Here is a 16685-nt window from a genome sequence, read left to right as displayed (position 1 = left end):
CCGTTTGCGTCAGAGCCTGTCGGCCTTCGCCTCGAGTACCGATCGCTGGGCCGCGTTGCGCACCAGCGACGCCGCGGTGCGCAGCTCGGCGCGCGCCTCGTCGAGGCGACCTGCTCGCGCCAGTAGCTCGCCGCGCACGCTCGGCAGCAGGTACGACCCGCGGAACGCCGCGTCGTCGATCGCATCGATGAGCGCGAGAGCTTCAGCCGGCCCGGTCGCCATCGACACGGCCACGGCGCGGTTGAGATCGACCACCGGATTAGGGGCGATGCGGCCCAGCGTCTCGTAGAGCAGCACGATCCGTGCCCAGTCCGTCGCCTCCACGCTGGGCGCGATCGCGTGGCACTCGGCGATCGCGGCCTGCAACGCGTAGGGTCCGCGACCCGTGCGTCGGGCGGCCGCCGCCGCATCCGCTCTCTGCAGCACGCTGACCGCTCGGGCGATCTGCCCGTGGTCCCACCTCCGGCGATCCTGATCGGCGAGCAGAATGGGTGTGCCGTCGGGTGTCTCCCGTGCGGCGAACCGCGACCGCTGGAACTCCATCAGCGCGACCAACGCGAGCGGTTCGGGCTCGCGGGGGAGAAGGCCCGCCACGACGCGGCCGAGCCGGATCGCCTCGTCGGCGAGATCGGGGCGCACCCACCGCTCGCCGCCGGTCGCGGCATACCCCTCGGTGAACACGAGATAGACCACTCCGAGCACCGTCGTCAGGCGCGAAGCCCACTCACCGGGCTCGGGTGTCTCGAAAGGCACCCGGGCGGCGGCGAGCGTCTTCTTCGCCCGAGTGATCCGAGCCTGCACCGTCGGCACGGTCGTTAGCAGCATCCGCGCGATCTCCTCGGTCGACAGTCCCGCGACGACCCGCAGCGTCAGCGCCACCTGCGACTCGTGGGAGAGGGCCGGATGGCAGGCCGTGAAGACGAGGCGCACGATGTCGTCGTCGATCGGCTGCCATTCGTCCTCGATCGCCTCGTCGAGGGTCCGCGCGATCGCGGCGTACCGATCATCGCGCCGCTCGCTGCGCCGCCACGCATCGATCGCCCGACGCTTCGCGACCGCCGTGAGCCATGCTCCGGGGTTCGCCGGTATCTCGCGGTCCCACGACGCCAGTGCCTCGACGACCGCTTCCTGCGCGACGTCTTCGGCGAGGCCGAGATCACCGGTCGTCTTGGCGACCGAGGCCACGATCCGCGCGCCCTCGATGCGCCAGACGGCCTCGATCGTGCGCCGCGCATCGGTCACGGATCACGCCGTACCGGAGGCAGGACGCCACTCCTTCTCCTTCTGGATGTACTCGTTGTCGGCGTAGTCGGCGAAGTCGCTCTCGTCGGTGACGCGGCGCACTTCGAGCTTGTTCCCGGCGGTGAGCGGGGCGCGCTTGGCCCACTCGAGCGCCTCCTCGGTCGTGGCGGTCTGAATGATCCAGAAGCCGTTGAAGAGCTCGTGGATCTCTCCGTAGGGGCCGTCGCTGACCACGGGCGACTCGCCGGCGAAGTCGACCACGTAGCCCGGCTCGGGAGCGAGGCCATCGCCTGACACCATGACCCCCGCCGTGATCATGGCTTCGTTGTAGGCGCCCATCGCGTTGATGACGGCCTCGAAATCCATCTCGGCGTAGGCGTCGGCCGCCTGCTGGGTGGCCCGCATGATCAGCATGTGCTTCATCGTTCTCTCCTCGCTCAGTGGGGATCCAGCATCCCTTTCACTATCGCGTCGAACGAGCATGAAGGGAATCGACATCGTTCCGGAATCTTTTCCGCACGGCCCCCTCCCGACCCTGAGCAACGTCTGAGGATCCGACCCGAAGGGTGCTGAGCGATATATCGTTGAGTATCGCTGAGTCCTCTCCGGGCCCGGCCCACACAGGAGGTTCATCATGAGCAATCCCTTTACCAGCGACGCCTTCGGCGGAGCCGGCCGCGGTCGCGGCGCCGGCCAGGGTTGGCCGTTGAACGGCATCTGGGAAGCGATGGAGCAGTTCGGCAAGCAGTTCGAGCAGAAGGTCGGCGGTGGCAGCACCCGCGTGGGTCGCGGCGATGTCCGCGCCGCCGTTCTTGCGCTCCTCGCCGAGAAGCCCATGCACGGCTACCAGATCATCCGCGAGATCGAAGACCGCAGCGGCGGCAGCTGGAAGCCGAGCCCCGGCTCGGTGTACCCCACGCTGCAGCTCCTCGCCGACGAGGGCCTGATCCTCGCCACCGAGTCGGACGGTCGGAAGACCTACTCGCTCACCGAAGAGGGCCGCGAGGTCGCCGGTGCCGAGACCGATCGCACCGCCCCCTGGGAAGCATCCGGACCGCGTGAGAACCTGCGCACCGGCGCCCTCCCGAAGGCCGGCGTCGACCTCGCGCAGGCAGTCGCTCAGGTCGGTCGTTCGGGAAGCCCCGAGCAGGTGAAGGAAGCGGTCGACGTGCTCGACGAAGCACGCCGTAAGATCTTCTCCATTCTCGCCCAGGGCTGACGCAGCATTCGATCGACCGGGTGCCTGGGGCACGCCGGCGTCAAGGAGATTCCATGGCCGACGCCGGCGACATGCGTGCCCGCTACCGGAGGATCACGCGGTTCGCTGCGCGCTACCTGGTGCAGGCGTGGTGGTTCGAACTGTTCCTGCCCCGACTCGGGCTCGCGCGGATCTCGGCTCGCAACCGCACCAAGCGCCTGCAGAACATCGCACGGCGCTTCCACGGGCTCGCGGTCGACCTGGGTGGCCTGATGATCAAGGTCGGGCAGTTCATGTCGTCGCGTCTCGACGTGCTGCCGCCCGAGATCACGAAGGAGCTCGAAGGGCTGCAGGACGAGGTCCCGGCTGTGCCCTTCGCCGAGATCCGCGCGCTGGCCGAGGCCGAGCTCGGGGTGTCGCTCGACCGGGCGTTCGCGTCGGTCGATCCGACGCCCCTGGCCGCAGCATCCCTCGGTCAGGCCCACCGCGCGACCCTCGCGCCGGGCGACGCGGAGGAGACCGGACTCACCGGCGTCGTCCTCAAGATCCAGCGCCCGGGCATCGACCAGGTCGTCGACGTCGATCTGCGGGCACTGCGACAGGTCGCCCGATGGCTGAGCCGCGTGCGCCTCGTGTCCGACCGGGTCGACATGCACGCCCTCGTCGAGGAGTTCGCGCACACGAGCCTCGAGGAGATCGACTACCTGCACGAGGCGGCCAACTCCGAACGGTTCGCGAACGACTTCGCCGGTGATGGGCGCGTCACGGTGCCCGAGATCGTCTGGGAGCGCACCACCCGTCGCGTGCTCACCCTCGAAGACGTCACCGCGATCAAGATCACCGACGTCGACGCACTGCGCGCCGCCGGCATCGACCCCGCCGAGGTCGCGATCGAGTTCGCCTCGGTCATGTTCGATCAGCTGTTCGCGGACGGGTTCTTCCACGCCGATCCGCACCCCGGCAACATCTTCGTCACCCCGAACGCGCCCGACCCGACGACGGGTCGCGCCTGGCACCTCACCTTCATCGACTTCGGCATGATGGGCGAGGTTCCCGAAGGGCTCCGCCGCGGACTCCGGCGCCTGCTCATCGCCGCCGCCTCCCGCGACGGCAAGGGCCTCGTCGACGGCATCCGCGACGTCGGCGTGCTGCTGCCTTCGGCCGACACCGCCGAACTCGAGCGCGCGATGACCCAGCTCTTCGCCCGGTTCGGGGGAATGGGCTTCGCCGAGCTGCAGGAGGTCGACCCGCGGGAGTTCCGCGCGTTCGCCGTCGAGTTCGGCGACGTGGTGAGGTCGCTGCCGTTCCAGCTGCCGGAGAACTTTCTCCTCATCATCCGCGCGATGTCTCTCGTCTCGGGCAACTGCAGCGCACTCGACCCCGCCTTCAACATCTGGGACGCCGTCGAACCCTACGCGAACCGCCTGATCCGCGAAGAGGGCGGCAACGTGGTGCAGGGCTTCGCGAAAGAGGCGGTGTCTCTCGCCGGACTCGCCGCCCGTCTTCCGCGGAGGTTCGACGATCTCGCGACCCGCATCGAAGACGGCCGCATCGCGGTCCAGACCCCGAAGCTCGATCGGCGCATCGGCTCGCTCGAACGCATGGGGCGGCGCATCGTCTCTGCCGTGCTCTTCGCGGCCCTCCTCATCGCCGGTGCCGTGCTGCGGGTCGACGACGCCGCATTCGGCACGGTACTGATGTCGATCTCGCTCGTCCCGCTCCTGCATGCCCTCTTCGCCGGATTCACGAACCGACGCGGCCCGAGCTGAGCGGATCGCTCAGCGGAACGCTCCCACCTGGTCCTCGATCGCCACGGTCCCGGCCGCCGCGACGTCTCCGGTGTGCGCGGTGGTGACCGGAGGACCCGTCTCACCCGGAACGCCGAAGGGGCGCCGACATGATGTCGGCGCCCCTTCGGCGTTCAGCGGTTCTGAAAGATCAGTACCAGCCCACGGACTGCGACTGGCCCCACGCGCCGCACGGGGTGCCGTAGCGGCCCGAGATGTAGCCGAGGCCCCACGAGATCTGTGTGGCGGCGTTGGTCTGCCAGTCGGCGCCGGCGCTCGACATCTTGCTGCCGGGAAGCGCCTGGGGGATGCCGTACGCACCGCTGGAGCGGTTCATGGCCTGGTAGTTCCAGCCCGACTCCTTGTTCCAGAGCGAGACGAGGCACGAGTACTGGTCGTCGCCCCAGCCGCGCGCCTGAACCATGACGTAGGCGGTCGCCTTCGCGCCCTCGGGGCTGTTGTCGCCGCCGGTGCCGCCCGACGGGATCGGAGCGGCGGGCGCCGATGCCGACGACGAGCCGGTCGATGCCGACGACGTGGACGACGAGGACGACGTCGAGACGGGGGCGGATGCTGCGGCCTCGGCCGCTTCCGCGGCGGCGGCCTCTGCCTCGAGGCGCGCCTGCTCGGCGGCGGCCTCTTCTTCGGCCTTCTTCGCCGCGGCGCCGTCGAGGCTTCCGCGGAGCTGGTTCACGCGGGAGTCGACCGAGGCGATGAGGGCGGTGACCTCTTCGGTGATCGAGGGGACGAGGGGTGCCGGCAGCGCGTCGGCGGCGTCGAGGCGCGCGGCGGCCTCTTCGAGGGCGGCGGTGTCGACCGACGTGTCGGGCTCGCCGATGTCGAGACCCGAGGCGGCGATGTCGGCCTGCACGCTCGCGGCGGCGGAGGTGACCGATGCGGCCGCCTCGACGGCTTCGTCGGCGGCCACGGTCTCTTCGGGGACGGCGGCGGCGACGGTCGCCGTGAGCGGCGCGGAGTAGGTGGAGTACGACACGAGCGAGAAGGTCGGCGTCGATGCGCCCGCCTCCGCCTGGGCCGGAGCCGACGGGGCGGTCGAGGCGAACGCTGCGGCGGCGACGATGCCGAACGCGAGTCCCGAAGCGACGACCGCGCGGCGGTTGTGCGAGCGGCGATCGGCGGCGCGGCGGGTGCGGCGGGTGGCGGTGGACGGCGTGTTCGAGTGCATAAAACCAGTTCCGTATGGGGGCTCCGCGCGCGTCGCGCGGCGTGCAGCATCCGTTCTCGCGGACACAAATCCGAGAGTCTGGCACGCCCTTCCTGGGCGGTTCCTGGACGTCGCGCGCAAGAAAGGCCAGATCAGGGGCCGCGCGACACCCTCATCGGCGTCGGGCGTACCCTGTGGACGTGCCCGAATCGTCCCCGCCGCAGACCGCGCGGGCACAGCTCGCCGCCCTCGCCGCGCACGCCGATCGCCCGCTCGTCGAGGGCCTTCCGAAGGTCATCGATCCGCGCCCCGCGGCGGTGCTCATGCTCTTCGGAGTGCTCGACGCGCTGCCCAGCGATCACGACGCGCAGGCCCGTGCCGTTTCGCGCGATCTCGACGTGCTGCTTCTCTCACGGGCCGCCACGCTGCGCGCGCACCCCGGTCAGGTCGCGTTTCCGGGCGGCCGGGTCGACCCCGGCGACGAGAGCGTCGTCGCGGCGGCGCTGCGCGAGGCGGAGGAGGAGACGGGCCTGGATCCGGCCGGCGTCGAGGTGCTCGGCACGCTCGGTCGCGTCCCTCTCGAGTTCTCGCGACACCTCGTAACCCCCGTGCTCGCGTGGTGGCGGCATCCGTCGCCCGTCCGAGTGGTGGACGTGGCCGAATCGGCCGACGTCTTCCGCGCGCCGGTCGCCGACCTCCTCGACCCCGCCCGTCGAGGATCGACGGTGATCCGCCGCGACGGTCACGAGTGGCGAGGGCCGGCGTTCCTCGTTCCGCATGACAGCGGCGATCACCTGGTGTGGGGCTTCACCGCCATGCTTCTCGACGGGTTGTTCGACCGTCTCGGCTGGACCGAACCGTGGGATGCGGCGAAGGAACTGCCGCTCGAGCTCCCGTCCTGAGGAACATCGCGGTCGACCGGGGCGTTCTGGTACCGTAGAACGTCACTCTCGTGACTCGTTTGGCATGTCTGCGATCGGGTCACGGTGACAGAACGACAATCCGCTTTGCTTCGGCACGTACTCGCGCGCGTCGGAGCCCGACACCCAACCCTCTAGGACAACCCACTACATGACTACCGCAACGACCGCCCCGGCCACCAAGCAGGTCGCGATCAACGACATCGGATCTGCTGAAGACTTCCTGGCCGCGGTCGAACTGACCCTGAAGTTCTTCAACGACGGCGACCTCATCGAAGGAACCGTCGTGAAGATCGACCGCGACGAGGTGCTCCTCGACGTCGGTTACAAGACCGAGGGTGTCATCCCCTCGCGCGAACTTTCCATCAAGCACGACGTCGACCCGAACGAGGTCGTCAACGTCGGCGACCACGTCGAGGCCCTCGTTCTCCAGAAGGAGGACAAGGAAGGCCGTCTGATCCTGTCGAAGAAGCGCGCTCAGTACGAGCGTGCCTGGGGCGACGTGGAGAAGATCAAGGAAACCGACGGTGTCGTCACCGGTTCGGTCATCGAGGTCGTCAAGGGTGGCCTCATCGTCGACATCGGCCTCCGCGGCTTCCTCCCGGCGTCGCTCATCGAGCTGCGTCGCGTCCGCGATCTGACGCCGTACCTCGGCCAGGAGATCGAGGCGAAGATCCTCGAGCTCGACAAGAACCGCAACAACGTCGTGCTCTCGCGCCGCGCCCTGCTCGAGCAGACGCAGTCCGAGTCGCGCACCACGTTCCTCAACAACCTCCACAAGGGCCAGGTCCGCAAGGGCACGGTCTCGTCGATCGTCAACTTCGGTGCGTTCGTCGACCTGGGCGGCGTCGACGGTCTGGTTCACGTCTCCGAGCTCTCGTGGAAGCACATCGAGCACGCGTCCGAGGTCGTCGAGGTTGGCCAGGAGGTCACCGTCGAGATCCTCGAGGTCGACCTCGACCGCGAGCGCGTGTCGCTCTCGCTCAAGGCGACGCAGGAAGACCCGTGGCAGGTGTTCGCCCGTACCCACGCGATCGGTCAGATCGCGCCGGGCAAGGTCACCAAGCTCGTTCCGTTCGGTGCGTTCGTCCGCGTCGCCGACGGCATCGAGGGCCTCGTGCACATCTCGGAGCTCTCCGGCAAGCACGTCGAGCTCGCGGAGCAGGTCGTCTCGGTCGGCGAAGAGGTCTTCGTCAAGGTCATCGACATCGACCTCGAGCGTCGCCGCATCTCGCTGTCGCTCAAGCAGGCCAACGAGTCGGTCGACCCCAACGGCACCGAGTTCGACCCGGCCCTGTACGGCATGGTCACCGAGTACGACGAGCTCGGCGAGTACAAGTACCCCGAGGGCTTCGACCCGACGTCGGGTGTCTGGCTCGAGGGCTTCGACGAGCAGCGCGAGAAGTGGGAGCAGGACTACGCGGCTGCCCAGGCTCGCTGGGAGTCGCACAAGGCTGCGGTCGCCAAGGCGATCGAGGCCGAGGCCAACGCCCCCGCGTCGACCGGCACCGACTTCGGCGCCGGCACCGGCTCGTCGTTCACGTCGGAGTCGTCCTCGGCCGGCACCCTGGCCGACGACGAGGCCCTCGCCGCACTGCGCGAGCGTCTCTCCAGCCGCTGAGCTGAATCATCACGCTGAAGCGGGTCGGAACCTCCGGGTTCCGGCCCGCTTTCGTGTTTCCGCACGTCGCCGAGCGGATGCTGCCGGCGCTGCGGAACCGGAGTGCGGGTGGTCGCCGGTCGCGTCGATGATGCCGAAGGCGTCGCACGTGGTGGTGCCCTCGGTGCCAACCGGGTGAGTTCGGCTAGCGTGGGATCATGAACGCCCGCATCCCCCTCGTGGTCACGACCGTCGCCTGCGCCATCCTGTTCTTCTCGATCGCGGCCGTCTTCGCGCTCGTGATCGCGAGCCTGGTCACGGGGGGTCCGATCGACTTCCTCGGCGGCCCCGAGATCGCGGACGCCTCGGGCGCCGTCGCGCTGGTGCTCGCCGCCTGACGCCTGACTGACCGGCTTGACCGGGGAGCGGCGGTCGCGATGTGCGGGTGCCGCGGTGGTGGCGGTCGGTGCGCTGCGGAGGCACTGACGGTCGTGTCGGCGGTCGCGCGTACGCTCTCGCCGTGCCCGAATGCCTCGTCGACGGATGCTGCGCGCCCACCGCGCACGATGCTCCGGTCGCTCTCTGCGACCGGCACCTCGCGGCGGCCGCCGACTGGTCGGCGCGCGAGCAGGGCATGACCGACTTGCTGCCCTCACCGTGCCGCATCTGCGGATCGCGACTCGGGGTGCGCTGGCCGAGCGGCTGGCTGTGCGCCGTGTGCGAGTGGCGACACGGCGACATCGTCGATGGTGAGCTTCCCCCTCCGCGGATCGACGTCGTGTACTACCTGCGCTACGACGACCGGGTGAAGATCGGCACGACGGCGAACCCCCGCCGGCGACTCGCGGCGATCCGGCACGACGAGCTCCTGGCGTTCGAAAGAGGCGACCGCGCCCTCGAGCGACGCCGCCACGCGCAGTTCGCTGCGGACCGGTGGCCTCGTACGGAGTGGTTCCGGTTGTCGCGCGACGTGCGGGCGCACGTCGACGCCGTCGCCGCGGGCATCGCCGATCCCTGGGCGCTCTACACCCGGTGGGCGAGCGAGGCACTCGCCCTCCGCGGGTGACCACGCTGCGCCCGGCGCGCTCGCTAGAGTGAGCGCGTGAGCGACACCCGAGCGGCCTCAGCGACCCGCCCCGAAGCCCCCGCACGCGCCGGGCTGGTGCTCACGGCACTGATCCTCGGTGCACTGGTGTGCAACATCAACCTCGCCGCGGCGAACATCGCGCTCCCTGACATCGGGCGCACGTTCGGCGCCGGCCAGGTCTCGCTCAACATCGTGGGCCTGGGGTGTTCGCTGGGGCTGGCCATGTCGGTGCTCTATTTCGGCGCCCTGGCCGACCGGTACGGACGCAAGCAGCTGCTCATGCTCGGCTTGGCCCTCACCGTCGTCGCCAGCCTGTGCTCAGCCTTCTCGCCCTCGGTCGAACTCCTCATCGCCTCCCGCGTGTTCACCGGTATCGCGGCGGGCCTGGCCTTCCCGACCACCCTCTCGCTCATCACAGCGCTCTGGTCCAACGGCCCGCGACGCACCCGCGCGATCGCGCTGTGGTCGGGCGTCAGCGCCATGGCATCGATCGTCGGCTCGGTGCTGGCGGGTCTGCTGCTCTCCGTCTTCTGGTGGGGGTCGGCGTTCCTCATCGCCGTGCCGATCGCGGCCGCGGCACTCGTTCTGGTCGCCGCGTTCGTGCCCGGCCATGTGGCGGAGTCGCGAGACCCCGTCGATCACCTCGGCGGCATCCTCGCGACCGTGGCGATCGCGGCGATCGTGCTCGGCGTCGGCACGGTCTTCGCGCCGGGTCAGCATCTGATCGGTGGAGTGACGCTCGGTGTCGGTGTGGTGCTGCTGGTCGTCTTCCTCGTGCGCCAGGCGCGGGAGAAGCATCCGCTCTACGATCTCCGCGTCGCGCGGCGCCGCATGTTCTGGGTCCCCGCGACCGCCGGCACGATCGTCTTCGGGTCGCTCATGGGGGCGATGTTCGTCGGACAGCAGTATCTGCAGAACATCCTCGGCTACTCGACCCTGCAGGCGGGTCTGGCCGTCGTGCCCGCCGCGGTCGGACTCCTCCTGTTCGCCCCGATGTCGGCCCGCCTGCTCACCCGGCGCGGATCGCGCACCACCATGCTGCTCGGCTACGCCCTCGTCTTCGTGGGGTTCCTCACGACCCTCCTGTGGAATCCGTCGACGGCGTACTGGCTGGTCGGCCTCGGCTTCTTCGCGATCGGCAGCGGCGCTGCCTTCGCCATGACGCCGGCGTCGCGGGCCCTCACCGAGAGCACCCCCGTGCACCGCGTCGGGATGGCGTCCGCGACATCCGACCTGCAACGCGACCTGGGCGGGTCGGTCATGCAGGCACTGCTCGGCGCGATCCTCGCGGCCGGGTTCGCCGCCTCGTTCGGGCGACAGATATCGGCGTCGGCCGAAGCATCCACGATCTCCGACACGGTCACCCAGGCGTTGCAGGCATCGTACGGCTCGGCGCTCCGCGTGGCCGATCAGTTCCCGCAGTACCGCGACGAGATCCTCTCCGGTGCCACCCAGAGCCTCGTCACCGGCGCCTGGGGCGCCTACCTGGTCGGAGCGGTGGCCGTGCTCGTCGGGGGAGTGATCGTGTGGTTCCGTCTCCCGTCGTTCGCGCGCGAGCAGGAGTTGATCGCGCAGTACGCGCGGGAGGACGCATCGTGACGCACGAGACGCGTGCCGAGCGGATGCGCCGGTCCGCGCACCGCGCGCGATAATCTCAGCGCATGGCCTGGTTGTCGGAGAGCGAGCGGCGTGCACGCAAGCGCGATGACACCAGCGACCGCTCGATCCTGCTGAACCAGACCCTGCTCAGCGGCGTCGGCCTGGTCGCCATGGGCGTGGCGATCCTCATCGGGCAGGTCGTCGACAGCACGACCTTCGTCCTCGGCGCCACCCTGCTGTTCAGCGCGACGGCGGCGGCGATTCTGGTCCCGTGGCACCGCCTGCCGTTCTGGGTCGTAGCCGTGCTCCCGGTCGCCGACATCGTCGCGCTCGCGCTCCTGCGGTACAGCGCGCCGAACGGGGGCATCGGTCTCCTCTGGGCCTTCCCCGCGATGTGGATCGGTGCGGCCTTCGGTGTCGTCGGTGTCGTCGGTGGCACTCTGCTCGTGTCGGCGCTGTTCTGGCTCACGATGGCGATCGACCCGACGCAGGAGTTCACCGTCACGACGGTGCTTCTCCCGCTCGTGGTGGGCGCGCTGGCGATCATCTCCTTCCTGGGTGCCCGTCGCGCCGATGCGCAGCGGCAGCTCCTCGAAAAGCAATCCCGGCATCTCGGGCGCTCGGTCGACCGCGCGCGCCGCCAGGAGGATCTCGTCACGGAGGTGCTCGATGCCGTCGACTTCGGCGTGATCCGCATCACCCCCGAGGGGGAGCTCGTCGTCACCAATGAGGCGCATGCCCAGCTCCAGGGCGGGGCGTCCGACGATGCCGCGGGGGCCGTGGCGTACGCAGCCGACGGGGTCACCCCGCTCGACGCGTCCGACGTTCCGTTCGCGCGCGCCCGCGACGGCGACACCTTCGAGAACCAGGTGGTGTGGTACGGCGAGCCCGGTTCGGGGCGACGCGCGCTCACGGTCACGGCTCGGCGTCTCACCGAGATCGACGGGACGAACGCGGGGGTGATCGTCGTCTCGCGCGACGTGACCGCCGAGGAACAGGCACTGCGCGCTCGTGAGGATCTCGTCGCCTCGGTGTCGCACGAGTTGCGCACCCCGCTCACGTCGATCATCGGGTACCTCGAGCTGGCGCTCGATCGCGACGACCTCTCCGGCGATTCGCGGCACGATCTCGAAGTCGCCGAGCGGAACGCGGCACGCCTGCTCGACCTCGTGGCCGACATCCTCTCGGTGTCGTCGCTCGCGCGCCCGGGCGGCGGTGTCACGCTCGATCCCGCCCCGGCCGATGTGGCGGCGATCGTGCACGCGTCGGTCGAGGCGGAGCTGCCGAAGGCGGCCGACCGTCGCATCTCGATCGACACGACCTTCGTCGCCTCGACCTTCGCCGTCGTCGACGCGCAGCGCATCCGCCAGGTCATCGACAACCTGATCGACAACGCGGTGAAGTACAACGTCGACGGAGGCAAGGTCTTCGTCGAGGTCTCAGGAGACGACGACCGGGTCCGGATCGCGGTCCGCGATGACGGCCCCGGCATCTCCGAGGGCGAGCGTTCCCGCCTGTTCGAACGGTTCTTCCGCTCCGACGCGGTGCGCAACTCCACGACGCACGGCAGCGGCTTGGGGCTGGCGATCAGCGAAGACATCGTCCAGCGTCACGGCGGCGAGATCTCCGTCGACACGCGCCTGGGCGAGGGGGCCACCTTCACGGTCTGGCTCCCCACGACGAGGGAGCCCGTCACGTGACACTGGACAACTTCACCGTCTCGCTCGCCGCCGCTGTCGTCATCATCGTCTCCGGGGTCATGTACCTCGTCGAGACGCTGATGCGAAAAGACGGCCTCTCGGGTCGGCTGTGGGCCGTCGCATTCCTCGCCGGCATCCTCACCGTCCTCGGCTACCTCGTCTGGGCGGCCGCACCCGACGCGTACCTCGCCGTGGCGGTGGGCAATGCCGGGTTCGTCGCCAGCGCGGGTTTCATCTGGCTCGGCTGCCGAGCCTTCAACGACCGCAGCCTGCGGTGGCCGGGCGGGGTGGTGGCGGTTCTGGTGCTGATCGCGGGTCTCGCGGTGGTGCTGGCCGGCCCCGACGGCGGGGACTGGGCGGGCGCGGTGCCGCTTTTCATCGGCACCGGTGCCATGGCTCTCCTGGGTGCGATCGAGTCGAGGAGAGGGGCGATCGGGCGACGGTGGAGCTCGCTGGGTCTGACCGTGGTCCTCGGGATCGAGGCCGTATGGTTCACCGCGCGCACGCTGGCCTTCGTCGTCTACGGACCCGACAGCGACGTGTTCGCCACCTTCTTCAACACGATCGTGTCGTCGTTCCTCACGATCGCGCTCACCATCGTGGCGGTGGTCGTGACCTCGGAGCTCCGCGCGAGCGAATCGAATCTGCGCGGTCAGCCCGACGTCTACACGCTGAGCCTCGGCATCGACGGAGTGCTTCTTCCCGCATCCTTCCGCTCGGCGACCACGACGCTGATCGACCGCGCCTCGAGCCAGAGCGAGACCATCTGCGTCGTGTCGGTGCGGATCGACGATCTGGGGCGCATCGCGACGGCCTTCGGCCCGGCGGAGGCCGAACAGGTGGCCGCGGCGTGGCGGGCGGGAGTGCGGCAGTACGCTCCCACCGCCGCGATGGTCGGCGAAGGCGAGAGCGGGAGCCTGCTGATCGCGTTCCTCACCGCGTCGTTCTCCGACGTCCGTCGCATGGCGAGCATCCTGCACCGTCGCCTCCTCGACGATTTCGGTGCGCTGGGCATCTCGGTGGTGCCCGTCGTGGGAGTCGGGATCGCCCTCACCGACCGGCTCGGCTACGACTTCGCGGCGCTGGTGAACGGCGCCGATCAGGCCGCCGCGCGCTCGGTCACGAGCCCCGACGCCTCGGTGATCATCGCCGAAGGGTGACGGCGGCGGGCGCGAGGTCAGTCTTCGAGGCGGTCGGCGAGCAGGGCGTCGACGCGAGCGCGCAGGTCGCGCGGGCGGAACGGTTTGGTGAGGTAGTCGTCGGCACCGGCTTCGCGACCGAGTCGCGCGTGCTCCTCGTCGGCCCGAGCCGTCACCATGACGATGCGTGTGTCGCTGAACGCGCGTATGCGGCGCGCCGTCTCGAATCCGTCGATGCCGGGCATGCTGACGTCGAGGGTCGTGAGCACCGGATGGTGCTCGCGCACCTTCTCGATCCCCTCGAGGCCGCCGGTGGCGGTATGCACGTCGAAGCCGGATCCTCGCAGGACAGCGGAGATGAGCGAGCGGATGTCGGCATCGTCTTCGATGATGACCGCGACGCGGGGGCTGGGCATCGGGTACCTCTGGTCTCCGCCCGTCCGGGCGGCGTGCAGTTTCTGACCGAGCGTAACGCACATCGCCTTTCTCGATCGCGGCGTCCGTCGTGGCATCCTCGGAGGATGCCCTTGATCGCGCTCACCGGCGGCATCGCCTCGGGAAAATCGACCGTCGCCTCTCGGCTCGCCGCACACGGCGCCGTCGTGGTCGACGCGGACGCCGTGGTCCGCGACGTGCAGTCGCCCGGATCCCCGGTGCTGCGCGAGATCGAGGACGCCTTCGGAGAGCGGATGCTGCGCTCCGACGGAACGCTTGACCGTGCGGCGCTCGGAGCGGTCGTCTTCGGCGACCCCGATCGACTCGCGCAGCTCAACGCGATCGTGCACCCGGCGGTGCGGGAGGAGTCGCAGCGCCGGTTCCGTGAGGCGGCCGCCGCCGACCCGCGGGCGGTCGTCGTGTACGACGTGCCGCTCCTGGCCGAGACGCGCGCCTCGGATCCGTGGGATCTCGTCGTGGTCGCCCACGCGCCGGTCGAGGTGCGCGTGTCGCGCCTGCGCGAGCACCGGGGGATGAGCGAGGCCGACGCGCGCGCCCGCATCGCCGCCCAGGCGTCGGACGCGGAGCGACTGCGTCTCGCGGATGTCGTCATCGACACCGACGGACCACTCGCGCAGACCGAGGCGCAGGCCGACGAACTCTGGAAGCGACTGACCGCCGAGGCCTAAGTCCGCCCCGGGTGTCGGTGGCCCGGCCTACGCTGGAATCATGCAGGCCACCCGTTCCGTCCGCCCCTTCGAGGTCGTCAGCGAATACGTCCCTTCCGGCGACCAGCCGCAGGCCATCGCCCAACTCGCCGCGCGCATCAACGCGGGCGAGACCGACGTCGTCCTCCTCGGTGCCACCGGTACCGGTAAGTCCGCGACCACGGCCTGGCTCGTCGAGGCCGTGCAGCGACCCACGCTCGTGCTCGCGCACAACAAGACGCTCGCCGCACAGCTCGCCAACGAGTTCCGCGAGCTCATGCCGAACAACGCGGTCGAGTACTTCGTCTCGTACTACGACTACTACCAGCCCGAGGCCTACGTGCCGCAGACCGATACCTTCATCGAGAAAGACTCCTCGGTCAACGCCGAGGTCGAGCGCCTGCGCCACTCGACGACGAACTCGCTGCTCTCGCGGCGCGACGTGATCGTGGTCTCGACGGTGTCGTGCATCTACGGCCTCGGTGCGCCCGAAGAGTACCTCCGCGCCATGGTCGCCCTGCAGGTGGGGGAGCGCTACGACCGCGACGCCCTCATCCGCAAGTTCATCTCGATGCAGTACAACCGCAACGACGTCGACTTCTCGCGAGGCAACTTCCGGGTGCGCGGCGACACGATCGAGATCATTCCGGTCTACGAGGAGTACGCGATCCGCATCGAGATGTTCGGTGACGAGATCGAAGCGCTCTACATGCTGCACCCGCTCACCGGCGATATCGCGCAGAAGATGGACTCCGTGCCGATCTTCCCGGCGTCGCACTACGTCGCCGGCACCGACAAGGTGCAGCGCGCGATCGGCACGATCGAAGACGAGCTCGCCGAGAGGCTGAAAGAGTTCGAGCGCCAGGGCAAGCTGCTCGAGGCGCAGCGGCTGCGCATGCGCACGACGTTCGACCTCGAGATGCTGCAGCAGCTCGGCTTCTGCTCCGGTATCGAGAACTACTCCCGTCACCTCGACGCGCGCCCGCCGGGTGCTCCGCCGCACACCCTGCTCGACTTCTTCCCCGACGACTTCCTGCTCGTGATCGACGAGTCGCACGTGACCGTGCCGCAGATCGGCGCCATGTACGAGGGCGACGCGTCACGGAAGCGCACGCTGGTCGAGCACGGCTTCCGCCTCCCCAGCGCCATGGACAACCGCCCGCTGCGGTGGGACGAATTCAAAGAGCGCATCGGCCAGGCGGTCTACCTCTCGGCGACCCCGGGCCGTTACGAGATGGGGATCGCCGACGGCGTTGTCGAGCAGATCATCCGACCGACGGGACTCGTCGATCCGCAGATCGTCCTGAAGCCATCGAAGGGTCAGATCGACGACCTGCTCGAGCAGATCCGCATCCGCGTCGAGCGCGACGAGCGCGTGCTCGTCACGACGCTGACGAAGAAGATGTCCGAGGAGCTCACCGACTTCCTCGGCGAGCACGGTGTGCGCGTGCGCTACCTGCACTCCGACGTCGACACGCTGCGTCGTGTCGAGCTGCTCACCGAGCTGCGCGCCGGTGTCTACGACGTGCTGGTGGGCATCAACCTGCTGCGCGAGGGCCTCGACCTCCCCGAGGTCTCTCTCGTGGCCATTCTCGACGCCGACAAGGAGGGGTTCCTCCGCAGCGGCACGTCGCTCATCCAGACGATCGGCCGTGCGGCGCGAAACGTCTCGGGCGAGGTGCATATGTACGCCGACCGCATGACCGACTCGATGACGAAGGCGATCGAAGAGACCGAGCGCCGTCGCGACATCCAGATCGCCTACAACCTCGAGCGCGGCATCGATCCGCAGCCGCTGCGCAAGAAGCTCGCTGACATCACCGATGTGCTCGCTCGAGAGGCGTCAGACACTCAGGAGCTCCTCTCGGGGCGGGCGTCGGCGCGCAACAAATCCGGTAAGGGCAAGTCGCCGACACCGCAGCTGCGGCGCACGGGGATCGCGGCGGAAGGCGCCAATCAGCTCGAGGCGACGATCGAAGACCTGTCGAACCAGATGCTGGCGGCAGCCGCCGAGCTCAAATTCGAGCTGGCCGGTCGACTCCGCGACGAGGTCCAAGACCTCAAGAAGGAGCTCCGGGCGATGGAGAGGGCCGGGCACGCCTGACG

Annotated in this window: 15 protein-coding genes; 11 read left to right on the top strand and 4 right to left on the bottom strand. The window is 69.4% G+C overall.

Annotated features, from left to right (window positions below; genetic code table 11):
• Positions 1-9: 9 nt before the first annotated feature.
• Both ABTU82_RS12720 and ABTU82_RS12715 read right to left on the bottom strand, forming a co-directional pair.
• Positions 10-1242 (bottom strand): RNA polymerase sigma factor, encoded by a 1233-nt coding sequence (locus tag ABTU82_RS12720; protein ID WP_407173718.1) that lies wholly within the window; start codon positions 1240-1242, stop codon positions 10-12.
• Positions 1243-1245: 3 nt separating this feature from the next.
• Positions 1246-1665, bottom strand: a complete 420-nt coding sequence (locus ABTU82_RS12715) for a YciI family protein (RefSeq protein WP_116646742.1) — start codon at positions 1663-1665, stop codon at positions 1246-1248.
• A 211-nt stretch (positions 1666-1876) separates the two neighbouring features.
• On the opposite strand from ABTU82_RS12715, the gene ABTU82_RS12710 reads away from it, so the two are divergent.
• On the top strand, positions 1877-2461 hold the full coding sequence (locus ABTU82_RS12710; RefSeq protein WP_116646741.1) for a PadR family transcriptional regulator: 585 nt from the start codon (positions 1877-1879) through the stop codon (positions 2459-2461).
• 53 nt (positions 2462-2514) lie between these two features.
• A complete protein-coding gene (locus ABTU82_RS12705) occupies positions 2515-4209 on the top strand; it encodes an ABC1 kinase family protein (protein ID WP_407173717.1) in 1695 nt (564 codons plus the stop codon).
• Between the two features lie 169 nt (positions 4210-4378).
• On the opposite strand, the gene ABTU82_RS12700 is transcribed toward ABTU82_RS12705, so the two are convergent.
• Complete coding sequence (locus ABTU82_RS12700; RefSeq protein WP_407173716.1) at positions 4379-5413, bottom strand: aggregation-promoting factor C-terminal-like domain-containing protein; 1035 nt, start codon at positions 5411-5413, stop codon at positions 4379-4381.
• Between the two features lie 179 nt (positions 5414-5592).
• On the opposite strand from ABTU82_RS12700, the gene ABTU82_RS12695 reads away from it, so the two are divergent.
• The 7 genes from ABTU82_RS12695 (at position 5593) to ABTU82_RS12665 (ending at position 13458) form a co-directional block, all read left to right on the top strand.
• Positions 5593-6294 (top strand): NUDIX hydrolase, encoded by a 702-nt coding sequence (locus ABTU82_RS12695; protein ID WP_116646841.1) that lies wholly within the window; start codon positions 5593-5595, stop codon positions 6292-6294.
• A gap of 169 nt (positions 6295-6463) precedes the next feature.
• The gene (gene rpsA / locus ABTU82_RS12690; protein WP_116646739.1) at positions 6464-7933 is read left to right on the top strand and encodes a 30S ribosomal protein S1; all 1470 of its coding nucleotides are present in this window, start codon (positions 6464-6466) and stop codon (positions 7931-7933) included.
• A 197-nt stretch (positions 7934-8130) separates the two neighbouring features.
• Positions 8131-8310 carry a hypothetical protein gene (locus ABTU82_RS12685; protein WP_116646738.1) on the top strand — a complete coding sequence of 60 codons (180 nt, stop codon included), beginning with the start codon at positions 8131-8133 and terminating at the stop codon, positions 8308-8310.
• Between the two features lie 122 nt (positions 8311-8432).
• On the top strand, positions 8433-8978 hold the full coding sequence (locus ABTU82_RS12680) for a GIY-YIG nuclease family protein (RefSeq protein ID WP_407173715.1): 546 nt from the start codon (positions 8433-8435) through the stop codon (positions 8976-8978).
• 36 nt (positions 8979-9014) lie between these two features.
• Positions 9015-10598: an MFS transporter gene (locus ABTU82_RS12675; protein WP_407173714.1), complete on the top strand. Its 1584-nt coding sequence runs from the start codon at positions 9015-9017 to the stop codon at positions 10596-10598.
• 62 nt (positions 10599-10660) lie between these two features.
• Positions 10661-12298 (top strand): sensor histidine kinase, encoded by a 1638-nt coding sequence (locus tag ABTU82_RS12670; protein WP_116646736.1) that lies wholly within the window; start codon positions 10661-10663, stop codon positions 12296-12298.
• Positions 12295-13458 (top strand): nucleotidyl cyclase domain-containing protein, encoded by a 1164-nt coding sequence (locus tag ABTU82_RS12665; protein ID WP_407173713.1) that lies wholly within the window; start codon positions 12295-12297, stop codon positions 13456-13458. The genes ABTU82_RS12670 and ABTU82_RS12665 overlap by 4 nt, the downstream gene beginning before the upstream one ends.
• Positions 13459-13475: 17 nt before the next feature.
• Here the strand turns inward: ABTU82_RS12665 and ABTU82_RS12660 are convergent, their stop codons facing one another.
• On the bottom strand, positions 13476-13853 hold the full coding sequence (locus tag ABTU82_RS12660) for a response regulator transcription factor (RefSeq protein ID WP_116646839.1): 378 nt from the start codon (positions 13851-13853) through the stop codon (positions 13476-13478).
• Between the two features lie 105 nt (positions 13854-13958).
• Between ABTU82_RS12660 and coaE the strand changes: the two genes are divergently transcribed.
• Together coaE and uvrB are read left to right on the top strand one after the other, a co-directional pair.
• On the top strand, positions 13959-14561 hold the full coding sequence (gene coaE / locus ABTU82_RS12655; protein ID WP_407173712.1) for a dephospho-CoA kinase: 603 nt from the start codon (positions 13959-13961) through the stop codon (positions 14559-14561).
• Between the two features lie 40 nt (positions 14562-14601).
• On the top strand, positions 14602-16683 hold the full coding sequence (gene uvrB / locus ABTU82_RS12650; RefSeq protein ID WP_116646734.1) for an excinuclease ABC subunit UvrB: 2082 nt from the start codon (positions 14602-14604) through the stop codon (positions 16681-16683).
• Positions 16684-16685: the final 2 nt, after the last annotated feature.

The organism is Microbacterium deferens (genome assembly GCF_045517775.1).
Taxonomy (GTDB): domain Bacteria; phylum Actinomycetota; class Actinomycetes; order Actinomycetales; family Microbacteriaceae; genus Microbacterium.
This window is presented reverse-complemented; position numbering and strand designations above follow the sequence as displayed.